This window comes from Carnobacteriaceae bacterium zg-84, assembly GCA_013874835.1.
Lineage (GTDB): Bacteria > Bacillota > Bacilli > Lactobacillales > Aerococcaceae > WM01.
The window spans coordinates 1,435,498-1,450,448 of record CP059430.1 but is presented as its reverse complement, the minus strand read 5'-3'; the positions used below and the strand labels follow the sequence as shown (position 1 = coordinate 1,450,448).

The 14,951-nt window shown below is 33.0% G+C and carries 18 protein-coding genes and 1 other annotated feature; of the genes, 17 read left to right on the top strand and 1 reads right to left on the bottom strand.

Features of this window, described 5'->3' with window-relative positions; genetic code table 11:
* The first annotated feature begins 44 nt into the window (after positions 1-44).
* The 17 genes from H1220_06805 (at position 45) to arcC (ending at position 14,662) form a co-directional block, all read left to right on the top strand.
* Positions 45-434, top strand: a complete 390-nt coding sequence (locus tag H1220_06805) for a hypothetical protein (protein QMI85424.1) — start codon at positions 45-47, stop codon at positions 432-434.
* A 12-nt stretch (positions 435-446) separates the two neighbouring features.
* Positions 447-1,169 carry a hypothetical protein gene (locus H1220_06800; GenBank protein QMI85423.1) on the top strand — a complete coding sequence of 241 codons (723 nt, stop codon included), beginning with the start codon at positions 447-449 and terminating at the stop codon, positions 1,167-1,169.
* A gap of 34 nt (positions 1,170-1,203) precedes the next feature.
* Positions 1,204-1,995 carry a hypothetical protein gene (locus H1220_06795; GenBank protein QMI85422.1) on the top strand — a complete coding sequence of 264 codons (792 nt, stop codon included), beginning with the start codon at positions 1,204-1,206 and terminating at the stop codon, positions 1,993-1,995.
* A gap of 281 nt (positions 1,996-2,276) precedes the next feature.
* Positions 2,277-2,552: a UPF0223 family protein gene (locus tag H1220_06790; protein ID QMI85421.1), complete on the top strand. Its 276-nt coding sequence runs from the start codon at positions 2,277-2,279 to the stop codon at positions 2,550-2,552.
* A 1-nt stretch (position 2,553) separates the two neighbouring features.
* Positions 2,554-3,318 carry an inositol monophosphatase family protein gene (locus H1220_06785; protein QMI85420.1) on the top strand — a complete coding sequence of 255 codons (765 nt, stop codon included), beginning with the start codon at positions 2,554-2,556 and terminating at the stop codon, positions 3,316-3,318.
* A gap of 1 nt (position 3,319) precedes the next feature.
* The gene (locus H1220_06780) at positions 3,320-3,820 is read left to right on the top strand and encodes an N-acetyltransferase (GenBank protein QMI85419.1); all 501 of its coding nucleotides are present in this window, start codon (positions 3,320-3,322) and stop codon (positions 3,818-3,820) included.
* 72 nt (positions 3,821-3,892) lie between these two features.
* Positions 3,893-3,965, top strand: a sequence feature (ribosomal protein L21 leader region).
* Positions 3,966-3,980: 15 nt separating this feature from the next.
* Positions 3,981-4,289 (top strand): 50S ribosomal protein L21, encoded by a 309-nt coding sequence (gene rplU, locus H1220_06775; GenBank protein QMI85418.1) that lies wholly within the window; start codon positions 3,981-3,983, stop codon positions 4,287-4,289.
* 14 nt (positions 4,290-4,303) lie between these two features.
* Complete coding sequence (locus H1220_06770) at positions 4,304-4,633, top strand: ribosomal-processing cysteine protease Prp (protein QMI85417.1); 330 nt, start codon at positions 4,304-4,306, stop codon at positions 4,631-4,633.
* A 30-nt stretch (positions 4,634-4,663) separates the two neighbouring features.
* Positions 4,664-4,951 (top strand): 50S ribosomal protein L27, encoded by a 288-nt coding sequence (rpmA, locus tag H1220_06765; GenBank protein QMI85416.1) that lies wholly within the window; start codon positions 4,664-4,666, stop codon positions 4,949-4,951.
* A gap of 60 nt (positions 4,952-5,011) precedes the next feature.
* Positions 5,012-6,010, top strand: a complete 999-nt coding sequence (locus H1220_06760) for a class I SAM-dependent methyltransferase (protein QMI85415.1) — start codon at positions 5,012-5,014, stop codon at positions 6,008-6,010.
* A 65-nt stretch (positions 6,011-6,075) separates the two neighbouring features.
* Positions 6,076-7,269: an acetate kinase gene (locus H1220_06755; GenBank protein ID QMI85414.1), complete on the top strand. Its 1,194-nt coding sequence runs from the start codon at positions 6,076-6,078 to the stop codon at positions 7,267-7,269.
* A gap of 34 nt (positions 7,270-7,303) precedes the next feature.
* On the top strand, positions 7,304-7,984 hold the full coding sequence (locus H1220_06750; protein ID QMI85413.1) for a Crp/Fnr family transcriptional regulator: 681 nt from the start codon (positions 7,304-7,306) through the stop codon (positions 7,982-7,984).
* 465 nt (positions 7,985-8,449) lie between these two features.
* The gene (gene arcA / locus H1220_06745; protein ID QMI85412.1) at positions 8,450-9,682 is read left to right on the top strand and encodes an arginine deiminase; all 1,233 of its coding nucleotides are present in this window, start codon (positions 8,450-8,452) and stop codon (positions 9,680-9,682) included.
* A 27-nt stretch (positions 9,683-9,709) separates the two neighbouring features.
* On the top strand, positions 9,710-10,723 hold the full coding sequence (argF, locus tag H1220_06740; GenBank protein ID QMI85411.1) for an ornithine carbamoyltransferase: 1,014 nt from the start codon (positions 9,710-9,712) through the stop codon (positions 10,721-10,723).
* 86 nt (positions 10,724-10,809) lie between these two features.
* The gene (locus H1220_06735; GenBank protein ID QMI85410.1) at positions 10,810-12,339 is read left to right on the top strand and encodes a YfcC family protein; all 1,530 of its coding nucleotides are present in this window, start codon (positions 10,810-10,812) and stop codon (positions 12,337-12,339) included.
* A 17-nt stretch (positions 12,340-12,356) separates the two neighbouring features.
* On the top strand, positions 12,357-13,694 hold the full coding sequence (locus H1220_06730) for a Sapep family Mn(2+)-dependent dipeptidase (protein QMI85409.1): 1,338 nt from the start codon (positions 12,357-12,359) through the stop codon (positions 13,692-13,694).
* 23 nt (positions 13,695-13,717) lie between these two features.
* Positions 13,718-14,662: a carbamate kinase gene (gene arcC, locus H1220_06725; protein QMI85408.1), complete on the top strand. Its 945-nt coding sequence runs from the start codon at positions 13,718-13,720 to the stop codon at positions 14,660-14,662.
* Between the two features lie 46 nt (positions 14,663-14,708).
* Here the strand turns inward: arcC and H1220_06720 are convergent, their stop codons facing one another.
* The gene (locus H1220_06720; GenBank protein ID QMI85407.1) at positions 14,709-14,894 is read right to left on the bottom strand and encodes a hypothetical protein; all 186 of its coding nucleotides are present in this window, start codon (positions 14,892-14,894) and stop codon (positions 14,709-14,711) included.
* Between the last annotated feature and the right edge of the window lie 57 nt (positions 14,895-14,951).

Genomic DNA, 14,951 nt, shown 5'->3' with positions numbered 1-14,951 from the left:
GTTTTTTAGTAGTATAATCATGATAAGGAAAAAGGTGTGTAATGATGAAAAATATTAAATTAACAGTCGATAAAACGATACCTAAAGAAAGTTATTTTTATAGTATCTATGATGAAAATAAAAAGCAACGTATTGAGTGTTTGAAAAGCTTAAAAGATGAACAAGAGATTGCATTAGAGGACGATGTAGAGATAATTAGTATTCGCTCTTTTTATGGACGGAGTAATCGTATCCAAGTTGAACAGGATATGCATTTACATTTCTCAACAGTAATGAAGATGTATACTATGTATGGATTGTTTGAAGGACTATTACTCTTGTCCGTGCAGTTATTTATAAAAGAATGGTGGATTTATGGTATTGCTTTTTTAGTGATGTTATTCACTATCTTGTTTATATACTGTCATTATTATTTATTAAAAAGAATAGATTAAGAGGAAGAAACGATGAACAAAGTGATTATTAAAAAAGATGATATGAGTTTTTGGTTAAGAGCACTATCTTGTCATGTTTATGACAGTGAAACAAAGAAAAAAATTGCGACCATTCATAAACGTCAAACAGAAGTGGTGTTGGAAACAAATGCAAATAGTGTTTATGTTGCATCGATATTAGGAAGAGGAAGAAAATGTTCTATTGAAAATGGAGATATACTCTTTTTATCATATCAGAATAGATTATTGTTTGTATTATTTGCTGCTATTTATGCTATTTATGTGATTTCAAAAAAATTCTCCAAAGGATATGGTATCCTGTTTATGTTATTTATATTAGTCATAAATTATTTTGAAAATTATGAATTAACTTATGCAGGTAATACTTACAAAACTGAAGAAAAAGACTCTATTTTAATTTCAACATCTAACCCTTATACAACTTTTAATATATATGGTAATAAAGAAAAAATTGGTGTTTTACTAGCCAATCATAATGTATTTTATATATCTGACATGGAAAGTGTCGTAATACATATTCGACATATTCTTTCTCGTTGTAGAGCTGTTCAGGCAATAAAAGGAGACGTGTTTATTTTACAACGCTCAGCATTATCTTATGTACCACTTACATTTATATTCTTATCATATATCAATCCATTATTTTTTATTGGCTTTTTATTATCATTGCCACTCGCCTTTTTATATGGGTTTAAACTATCTAAAGTGAAATAAAAAATTTTTTAAAAAGTAAAAAGGAGGTATATAAATGAGTACAATTACCGTTATAAAACAAAAAGTATTTGAATTAAATCATATATCATGCCATATTTATGATAATCAAACAGATACTAAAATTGCAACAATAGCACCACATGAATGTTCTAAAACGATTGAAACAGACGCAAAAGAGATTTATGTTAAGACGCTATTTGGTCGCTCGACAGCTACTCCTTTAGACCAAACAGATACACTTTTTATTTCACAAAAATATACAGTGGCGTGTTATTTTCTTGTTGCTGCGGGTATCCAGATTCGAGATTTAAGAGCAAATTGGTTTGTCATATTAGGCATTTTGGGAATTTGGTTTTTCTTTAGACAGATGATGTATATTATGACACCAATCCAACATGTGCAAACGACTGAAGAAAATGTACTTATATTCAAAGAATCACCAACAGTTAACTATACATTGACTCTAGATAATGGCGACAAATTATCTTACAAAGGAGATAAACCCCTACTTGTAATAGTCCCCACACAAACATTGCAAGTAACAAGTTGGCATGGATATTCTAAAAAAGTATTGGTGAATGCGTACGACAAACTAATCATTACGTCTGATAATACGTTTTATGGAAGGATAGTAATCATTTTAAGTATATTCAAAGTTCTGTTTGATTATTATTTCGGTCATATAGGAGATATAAAATACTCCGTATATATGGGAGTTTCTTTATTGTTATATTTGGTTTTATTATTTATACCACAGTTGTTCAAAGTATATCACATTGAAAAATTACCTGTGGAGGAAGTATACAATACATATCATCATGATTAGAGATGATTTAAATATAGTGTGCCACAAGATGATTAAATATTATCTTGTGGTATTTTTAGTAGGGGGTAAAGATGAATCAGGGTATCTCTAAACTGAATATCACATCGTGAATGTTTATTCAAAACAGTAGCTGCTATTTCTCGTATGAATGGTTTGTTTCACTATGGTAAGCAGGTAAATGCTTTCTTCTTTATAATGGGTTTACTCTCTCTTATTTTGGTTATTTATGCTATAATAAATATGAAAACTAGTAAACATAAATATGATGAAGGAAGAATGATATGACACAACAATATGAGTATCCAATAGACTACACATGGACGCAACAGGAAATGACAACGGTCATCACATTGTTTAATGCGGTGGAATCAGCGTACGAAAAAGGTGTTGATACACAGGTATTCTTAAAAGCGTATCAAGCATTTAAACAAGTTGTCCCTTCTAAAAGTGAGGAAAAGCAACTAGGTAACACTTTTGAAAAACGATCAGGCTATTCATTATATAAAGTATGGAAGAAAGCACAAGAAACACCTAAAAAGATATATATGGAGAAATGAAATGATAGAGCAATTACACCAAGAAATAAAGGCGTGGATAAAACAAGCTGGTGAAATGGCGAAAAAGGGTTTAGAGGACGGACTTACTGTTGATACAAAAACATCGGCATCAGATTTAGTCACAAATATAGATAAAGCCATTCAAGAATCTTTTATAGCGTATATTTATAAACATTATCCAACGCATCATATTTTAGGAGAAGAAGATGATACACATATTACGTCCATGAATGGATATGTGTGGATTATTGACCCCATTGATGGTACATTAAATTATGTGAAAGAAAAAGAAAATTATGGCATTACGGTTTCTTTATACATCAATGGACAAGGAACGTTGGCATACATATATGATGTTGCTAAAAGTCATTTGTATCACATGATAGCAGGGCAAGGTGTGTACTGTAATGAAGAAAAATTACAACCCTTAGATTGTGGATTATTAAAAGATACCGTGATTAGCATATCCTCAAGTGCGTTAGATATACCTGTTTATCAAGAGATAATGAAAAAGGCGTTATCAGTACGTGTGATAGGCTGTTCGTCCCAATCATTTATCCGCGTGATAACAGGGAAATATGGAGCATATATATCATGTGCTTTACCTTCTTGGGATTTTGCAGCAGGTGCTATGATGATTAAAGAACTTGGCGGTAAATGCACACAGCCAGCAGGAACAGATTTGAATATACTACAAAAAACACCAATTATTGCATCGTCAGGTACGATACATCAAGAACTAATAAATATGGTAAAAGGATGTTGATATGAAAATCGTACACGCTAAAGTGGAACAATTACCACAAATTTTAAACATCTATGCCTATGCAAGAGAACAAATGAAAAAATCGGGTAATCCAAATCAATGGAAAGATAATCGCCCATCGATTGATGCAATAAAAGAAGACATTCGACAAAAAAGATGTTTTTTGCTTGTTGAAAAAGATGTGATTTGTGGAGTATTTGCTTTTATGATTGAACCAGATATATACTATCGAGCTATTTATCATGGAAACTGGTTGAATGATGGGCCTTATGGTGTTATTCACCGTGTTGCCAGTAGTGGACAACGAAAAGGTGTATTGAACGACATTTTAGATTACTGTGAAACACAAATTGATAATATTCGTATTGATACGCATGAAGATAACCGTATTATGCAACATTTATTAGAAAAAAGAGCGTATGTAAAATGTGGGATTATTTTTGTTGATGATCAAACACCTCGATTAGCCTATCAAAAAGTAATTGACAAAAAACATAATTAGTAACACAGAAATACTCAAATGTTTTTCTTGCTTTTCTCATCATAATTTGTTAGAATGACACTGTTGTATGCACACCAGCTACAACCGCACGATGTAGCGTTATAAAGACCGAAAGGCACGTACATTGGCGAGTCTAAGTGAACAATAAGGAGGTGCAAATATGTACGCAATTATCAAAACAGGTGGTAAACAAGTCAAAGTTGAAGTAGGTCAAGCAATTTACGTTGAAAAATTAAACGTAGAAGCTGGCGAAAAAGTTGTCTTTGATGAAGTTGTTTTCGTAGGTGGAGAAACAGTTAAAGTTGGTGCTCCATTCGTGTCAGGAGCAACTGTTGAAGGAACTGTTGAAAAACAAGGACGTCAAAAGAAAGTTGTAACGTTTAAATACAAACGTAGAAAAGATACACACCGTAAACAAGGTCACCGTCAACCATATACAAAAGTTGTTATCAATGCAATTAACGCATAATAACAGGTGACAAGATGATTCAGATTATCTTTAAAAAGAACGAAAAAAACAAATGGGTATCGTTTGAAATAACGGGGCATGCACAATTTGCCGAACATGGAGAAGACATTGTCTGTGCGGCCGTATCAGCCTTAGCTATTACAACGTGCAATAGCATTGAACACATTGCTAAATATCAGCCGATTATTGATATAGAAGAAGAATTTGGTGGATATATGTATGTTGAAGTTTTGGATGATTTAACAAACGACCAACACTATATTACGCAAATTTTATTAGAAAATCTCTATTTAGGACTTTGCGAGATTAGTAAAGAATATCCTGATTTTGTTCAATTTCAATGATGAAAGAAACCAACGAGGAGGTGCAACCAAATGTTGAAAATGAATTTACAATTATTCGCCCACAAAAAAGGTGGAGGTTCTACTTCTAACGGACGTGACTCACAAGCGAAACGTTTAGGTGCTAAACGTGCAGACGGTCAACACGTATTAGGTGGAGCAATTTTATATCGTCAACGTGGTACAAAAATTCATCCAGGTTTAAATGTAGGCCGTGGTGGAGATGATACACTATTTGCAAAAGTAGAAGGTATCGTACGTTTTGAGCGTTTAGGACGTGACAAAAAGCAAGTTTCTGTTTATCCAGTAGCTGCTAAATAATGAAATTAGAGGTTGAAGCGGTAACGTTTCAGCCTTTTTTTAAGGAAGGATGTGTTAATCATGACGGATAAAGATCATGTATTATCACTATATGATGTTCTCAATCAATCTGCACAATTATTATCTTCAGATTTAGAAACAGCTTATTTAGAAGGGCTAGCTGAAACATTACAAAATTTAGTGTTTGAACAAAAAGCTCAACAAGTAGATGGATTGCCAAGTCAAGAAACGATTCAAACATTAAATCAGTTATATCAATTGATTGATTTAAATGCATATACAAAAGAAGAAAAAAGAAAAGCCATTCAACTTGCTTTATTACAAGCTATTCAAAAGGATAATATTCAATCAAATCATCAAATAACACCGGATAGTATTGCATTTTTGATTGGGTATTTTATGAATACATTAAGCAAAAAGCCGATACGATTATTGGATATTACAGCTGGGACAGGAAATTTATTAAGTGCTTTATTAAATCATTTCGGAGATGAACATATTGAATCAACGGCTATTGAAGTTGATGAGTTATTAGTGAGTATTTTAGCTATGTCTATGCAACTTCAAGGACATGATACAAAAATTATGCATCAAGATAGTGTCCAACCTTTATTGGTAGATAAACCAAATATGATTGTCTCTGATTTACCCATTGGTTATTATCCACATGATGATATTGCTAAAATGTTTAAAGTAAGTGTGAGTAATGAACATACGTATGCACACCATGTGTTGATTGAACATGGTATGCAATTATTAGAAGAGAATGGTTGGGGAATTTTTATTGTACCAAGTAATGTTTTTGAAACACCACAAGGCCACCATTTGTTACAGTTATTAACGACTGATTATTATATGCAAGGCTTTTTACTTTTACCAGCAACCATGTTTAAACAATCTTCTGCTAGGAAAGCTATTTTACTTGTTCAAAAAATGGGTGATACAGCGACAAAAGCAGATGAAGTACTTATCGGAGAAATTCCCCCTTTAAAACAAATTGAGAAAGTACAAGACTTTTTAAGTAAATTTGGAGAATGGGCGGAAGCGTTCGCAAAATAGTTTAAACATCTGCAAATTTGTGGTATAATATTTCAGAAAATTTAATGATATAAAGGAGAAAAAACATGTCAAAAACAATTGCAATCAATGCAGGTAGTTCAAGTTTGAAATTTCAATTATTTCAAATGCCTGAAGAAACAGTATTAGCAAAAGGTTTAGTAGAAAGAATTGGATTAAAAGACTCAATATTTACAGTAAGTTATGGAGATGGAGAAAAACATAAACTTGTTTTAGATATTCACAATCACGACCAAGCTGTTCAAATGTTATTAGATACATTATTAGAATTAAAAATTGTTGAAAAATATGAAGAAATTACAGGAGTTGGCCATCGTGTTGTTGCTGGTGGAGAAATCTTTAAAGATTCAGCTCTGATTGATGATAAAGTCATTGAACAAATTGAAAGTTTAACAGAATATGCACCATTACACCAACCAGCAGAAGTTGCCGGCATTCGTGCTTTCAAAAAATTATTACCACATATTACAAGCGTTGCGGTATTTGATACATCATTCCATACATCAATGCCTAAAAAAGCGTACTTGTATAGCTTGCCAATTGAATATTATGAAAAATATGGTGCTCGTCGTTATGGTGCACATGGAACAAGCCATAATTATGTATCAAGACGTGCAGCAGCAATGTTAGGTAAAGATATTAAAGATACAAAAATTATCACATGTCATTTAGGAAATGGCGGTTCTATTACAGCTGTTGACGGTGGAAAATCTGTTGATACATCAATGGGCTTCACACCATTAGCGGGTATTACAATGGGAACACGTGCAGGAGATTTTGACGCATCTCTTATCCCATTCTTAATGGAAAAAGAAGGTATGACAAGTGTTAATGAATTTATTGATGTAGCTAATAAAAAATCTGGTTTACTAGGTTTATCAACTGTATCAAGTGATATGCGTGATGTAGAAGCTGCAGCAGCAGAAGGTAATGAACATGCTAAAACAACATATGAAGTGTTTATTTACCGTATTCAAAAATACATTGGGGCTTATATTGCAGCTATGAATGGTGTTGATGCTATTGTCTTTACAGCCGGTATCGGAGAAAATTCAGCAGAAGTAAGACGTGATGTTATTGGTGGATTAACATGGTTTGGTTGTGATATCGATCCAGAAGCAAATGCATTACGTGGACAAGAAAAAGTTGTATCAACACCAAATGCGAAAGTAAAAGTACTTAATATTCCAACTGATGAAGAAGTGGAAATTGCCCGTGATGTAGAACGTTTAAAAAAATAATTTAAATAAGTTTAGATAAATGAGGGGATTTTCTATGATTACGAAAGATCAGTATAGGTTTATTCGCGAACATGTAGCGTTCAAAAATATTAGGCAAGAACAGTTTGATGAGTTATCTAAATTTATTCAATATCGTCGTATTCCAAAAGATCAAATTTTATTTTTTACTGGGGATACACGAGATAAGTTTTTTCTAATTTATTCAGGTTACGTACGAATAGAACAGTATGATGCATCGGATAACTATTTATATGTAGATTTTGTAAAACCGGAAGCTTTGTTTCCGTATGGGGGAGTTTTTCAAGATGAAGAGTATCACTATACGGCAGTTGCAATTACGGATTTAGAATGTTTTTATATTCCTCGAGAGTTATTTGAAACATTTAGTTTAAAATCAACAGAACAAATGGCATTTTTATGTAGCAAGCTATCACAAATTTTAAGACTGCATGAATTGCGTTTGCGTAATATGATTAACTCTAGTGCAACAGATAGAGTGATACAATCATTGGCTGTTTTATTATTTGATGTGTGCGGCGAAGAAAGTGTTCTACCGTTTCCAATTACTATTTTAGAATTGGCAAAATTAAGTGGAACGACACGGGAAACTGTAAGTCAAGTCATGAAACGCCTAAAGCGAAAAAATATTATTACTTACTCTCATAAGCGTTTAACTTATATGAATCGAAATGTATTTTTAGAAAATTTATATTAGTAGTTAAAAAGAAGTGCTGAAAGGTACTTCTTTTTATTATGGATAGTATATATTGTGAATGATGAACTTTGTTTGAAAGATATTATGAACATTACACAAATGGCATCGATATTTTTCTTCATCAATACTATTATCAAAAAATTTTTTATGCACAAAAGTGACAAAACAAGAATATTTTATACAATTTCTTGCATAATTTTATTTTTGGAATAAATGATATTTAAGTAAAAAGTCAAATTTTATATTGAAAAATATTTATTCCGTAAAGAAATGATAATGTATAAACTTTCATATTTTTGTATACCTCTTGAATAAAACGGAAAAACCATTAAAAAATGAGAAATTCTTGGCAAATTATTTGAGAAATTATTCGAGAAAGCGCTATAAAAAAAGGCTATGATATGAGTGTGAAGTGGAGCATGGTTGAACCACAGAACAGATTTAAACAAATAGGAGGAGAAAACAATGACAAACGAAAGACCAATTCACGTATATTCAGAGATTGGAAAATTAAAAAAAGTTATGTTACATAGACCAGGTAAAGAATTGGAAAATTTGATGCCAGACTATTTAGAAAGATTACTTTTTGATGATATTCCATTTTTAGAAGATGCTCAAAAAGAACATGATGCATTTGCTGACGTTCTTCGCTCAGAAGGTGTCGAAGTTGTTTATTTAGAAGATTTAGCAGCTCAATCACTTACAACGCCAGAAATTCGTGAACAGTTTATTGATGAATATTTAAATGAAGCAAATATTAGAGGGGCAAAAACAAAAGAAGCAATTCGCGAATTATTATTGAATATTGAAGATAATAAAACTTTAGTGGAAAAAACAATGGCAGGGGTACAAAAAAGTGAATTACCAGAAATTAAAGATAAAGGTTTGACAGATTTAGTTGAATCTGATTATCCATTTGCGATTGATCCAATGCCAAACTTATATTTTACACGTGATCCATTTGCGACAATGGGACATGGGGTTTCTTTAAATCACATGTACTCAGAAACACGTAATCGTGAAACATTATATGCAAAATATATTTTCAAATATCATCCAGAATATAAAGATGCACAAGTACCACTTGTTTACAATCGTGAAGAAACAACACGTATCGAAGGTGGCGATGAATTAGTTTTATCAAAAGATGTATTAGCTGTAGGTATTTCTCAAAGAACAGATGCAGCATCTATTGAAAAATTGATGAAAAATGTATTTGATAATAATTTAGGATTTAAAAAAGTTTTAGCGTTTGAATTTGCAAATAATCGTAAATTCATGCATTTAGACACAGTGTTTACAATGATTGATTACGATAAATTTACTATTCATCCAGAAATTGAAGGAGATTTACGTGTCTTTTCTGTAACACCTGACGGACAAGGTGGATTACATATTGTTGAAGAGCATGACTCTTTAGAACATATTTTAGCAGTTAATCTAGGTGTTGAAAAAGTAACATTGATTCGTTGTGGTGCAGGTAATTTTGTAGCAGCAGGACGTGAACAATGGAATGACGGATCAAATACATTAACAATCGCTCCAGGTGTTGTTGTTGTATATGATCGCAATACAGTGACAAACCAAAAATTAGAAGAATATGGTATTCGTTTATTACGTATTCGTGGAAGTGAATTAGTTCGTGGTCGTGGGGGCCCTCGTTGCATGTCTATGCCATTAGTTCGTGAAGATATTTAATATAATAGAAGAAAGAGGTAGTATATAATGACACAAGTATTTCAAGGAAGAAGTTTTTTAAAAGAGAAAGATTTTACACGTGCTGAATTAGAGTATTTAATTGATTTTTCTGCACACGTTAAAGATTTGAAAAAACGTGGTGTACCACATAAATTTTTAGAAGGAAAAAATATTGCTCTATTATTTGAAAAAACATCTACACGTACACGTGCTGCTTTTACAACAGCTGCCATTGACTTAGGTGCACATCCTGAATATTTAGGTAAAAATGATATTCAATTAGGGAAAAAAGAATCAGTTGAAGATACAGCTAAAGTGTTAGGTCGTATGTTTGACGGTATTGAATTCCGTGGTTTTAGTCAAGAAGTAGTGGAAGATTTAGCAAAATATGCAGGTGTTCCAGTATGGAATGGTTTAACAGATGCATGGCATCCAACACAAATGATTGCCGACTATTTAACAGTTAAAGAAAACTTCGGTAAACTTGAAGGATTAACATTAGTTTATTGTGGAGATGGTCGTAACAATGTTGCCAATAGTTTATTGGTAACAGGTGCTCTTTTAGGTGTGAATGTACATATTTTCTCACCAAAAGAATTATTCCCTGAGCAAGAAATCGTTACATTAGCACAAAAATACGCAACAGAAAGCGGAGCACATGTGTTAATTACGGATAATGCAGATGAAGCTGTAAAAGGCGCTGATGTATTATACACAGACGTATGGGTATCTATGGGTGAAGAAGATAAATTTGCAGAACGTGTTGCTTTATTACAACCATATCAAGTAAATATGGATTTAGTACGTAAAGCAAATAACGAAGATTTAATCATTTTACATTGCTTACCTGCATTCCATGATACAGAAACAGAATATGGTAAAAAAATTGCTGAAGAATTTGGTGTAAAAGAAATGGAAATTACAGATGAAGCATTTAGAAGTAAATATGCTCGTCAATTTGATCAAGCTGAAAACCGTATGCACTCAATCAAAGCAATTATGGCATTAACAGCAGGAAATTTATTTGTGAATAAAGTTTAATCTTTTATCGTAAATGGAACAAAATCGTTCTGGTTTTGAGTTTAAATCAGAACCAGAACGATTTTTTGATTAGGGAGGGATATAAAATGAGTAAAGAAAAACGATTCAAAATGCCGTCTTCTTATACAGTTTTAATGATTATTATTTCATTGATGGCTATTTTAACATGGTTTATTCCAGCAGGTCGTTATCAATCAGATGCCGACGGTAATGTAATGTCTGGTACATACGAAAAAGTAGAAAATACACCTCAAGGTGCTTATGATGTGCTAATGGCACCAGTAAATGCCATGCTAGGAAAAGATACTGTTGTCAACGAAGGAACAGATAAAGAATATACCATTCATACAGACGGAGCGATTAAAGTAGCGTTCTTTATTATTATGGTTGGTGCTTTTTTAGGTGTTGTAACAGAAACAGGAGCATTAGACGTAGGGATTGCCTCAATTGTTAAAAAATTCAAAGGACGAGAAAAATTACTTATTCCAATATTGATGTTTTTATTTGCTTTAGGCGGTACAACTTATGGTATGGGGGAAGAAACAATGGCGTTTTATCCTCTACTTATTCCAGTTATGTTAGCTGTTGGATTTGATACAATTACAGCCGTAGCAATTATTTTAGTGGGGTCACAAATAGGGTGTTTGGCCTCAACAGTAAATCCATTTGCAACAGGTGTTGCTTCTGATGCAGCCAATATTAGCGTGGCTGATGGTATTGTGTTACGTTTAATATTCTTCTTCGTTTTATTAGCGTTAGGTATCCTATTCGTTTATCGTTATGCAAGTAAAATTGAAAAAGATCCAACAAAATCATATGTCTTTAAACAACGTGAAGATGATTTAGCATTCTTTAAAGTTGGAGAATCAGTAGAGCAACAATCATTAACAAAACGTCAAAAATATGTATTGGGCGTGTTTGTTGCGACATTTATTATTATGATACTAAGTTTGATTCCATGGACAAAATTCGGTATCAATTTATTCGTTGATATCAATAATGGTATTCAAAATATCCCAGGTGTTGGGCAAATATTTGGACATTCATTAGAATTAGGTGAATGGTATTTCCCAGAAGTAACGATGTTGTTTGTTTTCATGGGTGTTCTAGTCGGTATTGTATCTGGTATGGGAGAACAACGCTTTATTAAAGCTTTTATGAATGGAGCAGCTGATTTATTAAGTGTTGCTTTGATTTGTGCAGTAGCTCGTGGTATTCAAATTATTATGAATGACGGTCAAATTTCTGCGACAATTTTACATTCAGCAGAAGGATTTTTAAGTGGATTTTCTTCACAAGTCTTTATCGTGTTGACATATATTTTCTATTTACCAATGTCATTTTTAATTCCGTCATCTTCTGGATTAGCCGGAGCGACTATAGGTATCATGGCGCCTTTAGGCGAATTTGCCAAAGTTCCTGCTTCATTAGTGGTCACTGCTTTCCAATCTGCTAGTGGTGTGTTAAACTTATTAGCACCAACATCTGGAATTGTGATGGGAGCATTAGCAATAGGACGTATTGATTTAGGCACTTGGATAAAATTTATAAGTAAATTTATCGTCATTGTGGTCGTTGTTAGTATATTATTGTTAATATTGGGAACAATGATTTAAAATAAAGGAGAAACAACATGAAAAACTTTGTGACAGAAACACATCAAAAAGCATGTATTGATGCGATTAAAACACTCGTAAGTTATCCATCTGTTTTAAACGAAGGAGAAAATGAAACACCATTTGGGCAAGCTATTCAGGATGTTTTAGAAAAAACATTAGACATTACGGCATCACTTGGTATGCGCACGTATATAGATCCAAAAGGTTATTATGGCTACGCTGAAATCGGACAAGGGCAAGAGTGCTTAGCTGTTTTATGTCACTTAGATGTTGTTCCTGCAGGTGATCTAAGTAAATGGCAGACAAATCCATTTGAAGCAGTTATCAACGGTGATACGATTTATGGACGAGGGGTTCAAGATGATAAAGGACCTTCTATGGCTGCTCTATTTGCTTTAAAAGCACTTATTGATGCAGGTGTTACGTTTACGAAACGTGTACGTTTCATTTTTGGGACAGATGAAGAAACATTGTGGCGTTGCTTGAATAGATATAACGAAAAAGAAGAGAGTGCCACAATGGGATTCGCTCCTGATTCATCTTTTCCGTTAACATTTGCTGAAAAAGGTCTATTACAAGTGAAATTACATGGAAAAGGTAGTCAAGACTTTAACTGTCACTTAGGAGAAGCTTTTAATGTGGTACCTGCAAAAGCATTGTATAGTGGAATATATTTACAAAGTGTCAAAGAAAAACTTGATGCATACGGCTATGAATATAGTCAAGATGATACAAGTATTACGGTACTTGGAGTATCGAAACATTCAAAAGATGCTCCAAAAGGTATCAATGCGATTATTCGCTTAGCTAAAGTATTGAATGATGAAATCTCTCATGATGCACTGGCATTTTTAACAGAAGCTATTGGAGAAGATGCCACAGGAAGTCAGTTATTTGGAGAAATTAAAGATGAACCAAGTGGTTCATTAACAGTTAATGTTGCTGGTTTAACAATTACACCAAAAAATTCAGAAATCAGAATTGATATGCGTATACCAGTTTTAGCCGATGTTGACTTTTTAGTAGAACGTTTAAAAGAAAAAGCGTCTATGTATCATTTAATATATGAGCAATATGATTTCTTAAATGCTTTATATGTACCGTTAGACAGTGTATTAGTCAAAACTTTAATGTCTGTTTACCAAGAAAAAACAGGTGATATGACACCAGCAAAATCATCTGGAGGTGCAACATTTGCACGTACTATGAAAAATTGTGTGGCATTTGGAGCTTCTTTCCCAACGACTGTTCAAACAGAACATCAAGAAAATGAGCGCACATTATTAACAGATATTTATCGCGCAATGGATATATACGCTGAAGCTATTTATCGTTTAGCGTGTCATGAATAAAGATATTAGGAGGCTATTATAATATGGGTAAAACAATTGTAGTTGCTTTAGGAGGCAATGCCATTTTATCAACGGATGCATCGGCAAAAGCACAACAAGAAGCACTAGTAAAAACATCTAAATATTTAGTAAGATTGATTGAAGAAGGTCATCGTTTAGTTATCACACACGGAAATGGACCACAAGTTGGTAATTTATTGTTACAACAAGCTGCTGCACATTCTGAAAAAAATCCAGCACTGCCATTAGACACATGTGTTGGGATGACAGAAGGTAGCATTGGATATTGGTTACAAAATGCAATGGGCAATATTTTAAAAGAAAAAAATATTAATCGTCCAGTTGTATCTGTTGTGACACAAGTTGTCGTAGATGAAAAAGATGAAGCATTTGTAAACTTAACAAAACCAATTGGACCATTTTTAACAGAAGAAGAAGCAAAAGTTGCAGCACAAGAAACAGGCGACACTTATAAAGAAGATTCAGGTCGTGGATACCGTAAAGTTGTTGCTTCTCCAAAACCTGTACGCATTCATGAAATTGAGGTCATCAAAAAATTAGTTAAAGATGATGTAATTGTTGTTGCTGTTGGTGGTGGTGGTATTCCAGTTGTGGAACGTGCAAATGGTCAGTTAGAAGGTGTAGAAGCTGTTATTGATAAAGATTTTGCAAGCCAACGTTTAGCAGCAGATATTGAAGCAGATTTGTTTATTGTGTTAACAGGTGTAGATAATGTATACGTGAACTTTAATAAACCAGATCAACGTAAACTTGAAGAAGTGACCTTAAACGAATTAGAAGAATATATTGCTCAAAATCAATTTGCTCCAGGTAGTATGTTACCTAAAGTGGAAGCAACAATGTCTTTTGTAAGAAGCTTCCCTAAAGGAAAAGCGGTTATTTCTTCATTAGAAAATATTGAAGCAGTCGTATCTGGAACAGGTGGAACGGTAGTTGTTCCTGACTAATATACAAAAATCTTGATAAAGACATCGCAGATGTCTTTATCAAGATTCAGACTGTTGACAATATATCTAAAAAATCCAACGTATTTTTCAAAACTGGAAAAATACGTTGGATTTTGCATTTAAAAATGATAAATAAAGAACTATATTGTAAAAAATGGCTATCTCTCGTGAGCAGAATTGCCATTTTTTTCATGTTTTGGGCAGCACAAGATAACCAAGTGTACTGCTGCATCTTGGCTACTCCTCTATATTGTGCAAACCGATACCCATGATTTTGTGGCTCTATAAT

Coding starts and splice junctions, on each gene's coding strand:
- arcC (QMI85408.1), top strand. CDS start 13,718: ATGGGTAAAACAATTGTAGTTGCTTTAGGAGGCAATGCCATTTTATCA.
- arcA (QMI85412.1), top strand. CDS start 8,450: ATGACAAACGAAAGACCAATTCACGTATATTCAGAGATTGGAAAATTA.
- H1220_06795 (QMI85422.1), top strand. CDS start 1,204: ATGAGTACAATTACCGTTATAAAACAAAAAGTATTTGAATTAAATCAT.
- H1220_06755 (QMI85414.1), top strand. CDS start 6,076: ATGTCAAAAACAATTGCAATCAATGCAGGTAGTTCAAGTTTGAAATTT.
- H1220_06790 (QMI85421.1), top strand. CDS start 2,277: ATGACACAACAATATGAGTATCCAATAGACTACACATGGACGCAACAG.
- argF (QMI85411.1), top strand. CDS start 9,710: ATGACACAAGTATTTCAAGGAAGAAGTTTTTTAAAAGAGAAAGATTTT.
- H1220_06770 (QMI85417.1), top strand. CDS start 4,304: ATGATTCAGATTATCTTTAAAAAGAACGAAAAAAACAAATGGGTATCG.
- rpmA (QMI85416.1), top strand. CDS start 4,664: ATGTTGAAAATGAATTTACAATTATTCGCCCACAAAAAAGGTGGAGGT.
- H1220_06735 (QMI85410.1), top strand. CDS start 10,810: ATGAGTAAAGAAAAACGATTCAAAATGCCGTCTTCTTATACAGTTTTA.
- H1220_06785 (QMI85420.1), top strand. CDS start 2,554: ATGATAGAGCAATTACACCAAGAAATAAAGGCGTGGATAAAACAAGCT.
- H1220_06760 (QMI85415.1), top strand. CDS start 5,012: ATGACGGATAAAGATCATGTATTATCACTATATGATGTTCTCAATCAA.
- H1220_06800 (QMI85423.1), top strand. CDS start 447: ATGAACAAAGTGATTATTAAAAAAGATGATATGAGTTTTTGGTTAAGA.
- H1220_06805 (QMI85424.1), top strand. CDS start 45: ATGAAAAATATTAAATTAACAGTCGATAAAACGATACCTAAAGAAAGT.
- H1220_06720 (QMI85407.1), bottom strand. CDS start 14,894: ATGCAGCAGTACACTTGGTTATCTTGTGCTGCCCAAAACATGAAAAAA.
- H1220_06750 (QMI85413.1), top strand. CDS start 7,304: ATGATTACGAAAGATCAGTATAGGTTTATTCGCGAACATGTAGCGTTC.
- H1220_06780 (QMI85419.1), top strand. CDS start 3,320: ATGAAAATCGTACACGCTAAAGTGGAACAATTACCACAAATTTTAAAC.
- H1220_06730 (QMI85409.1), top strand. CDS start 12,357: ATGAAAAACTTTGTGACAGAAACACATCAAAAAGCATGTATTGATGCG.
- rplU (QMI85418.1), top strand. CDS start 3,981: ATGTACGCAATTATCAAAACAGGTGGTAAACAAGTCAAAGTTGAAGTA.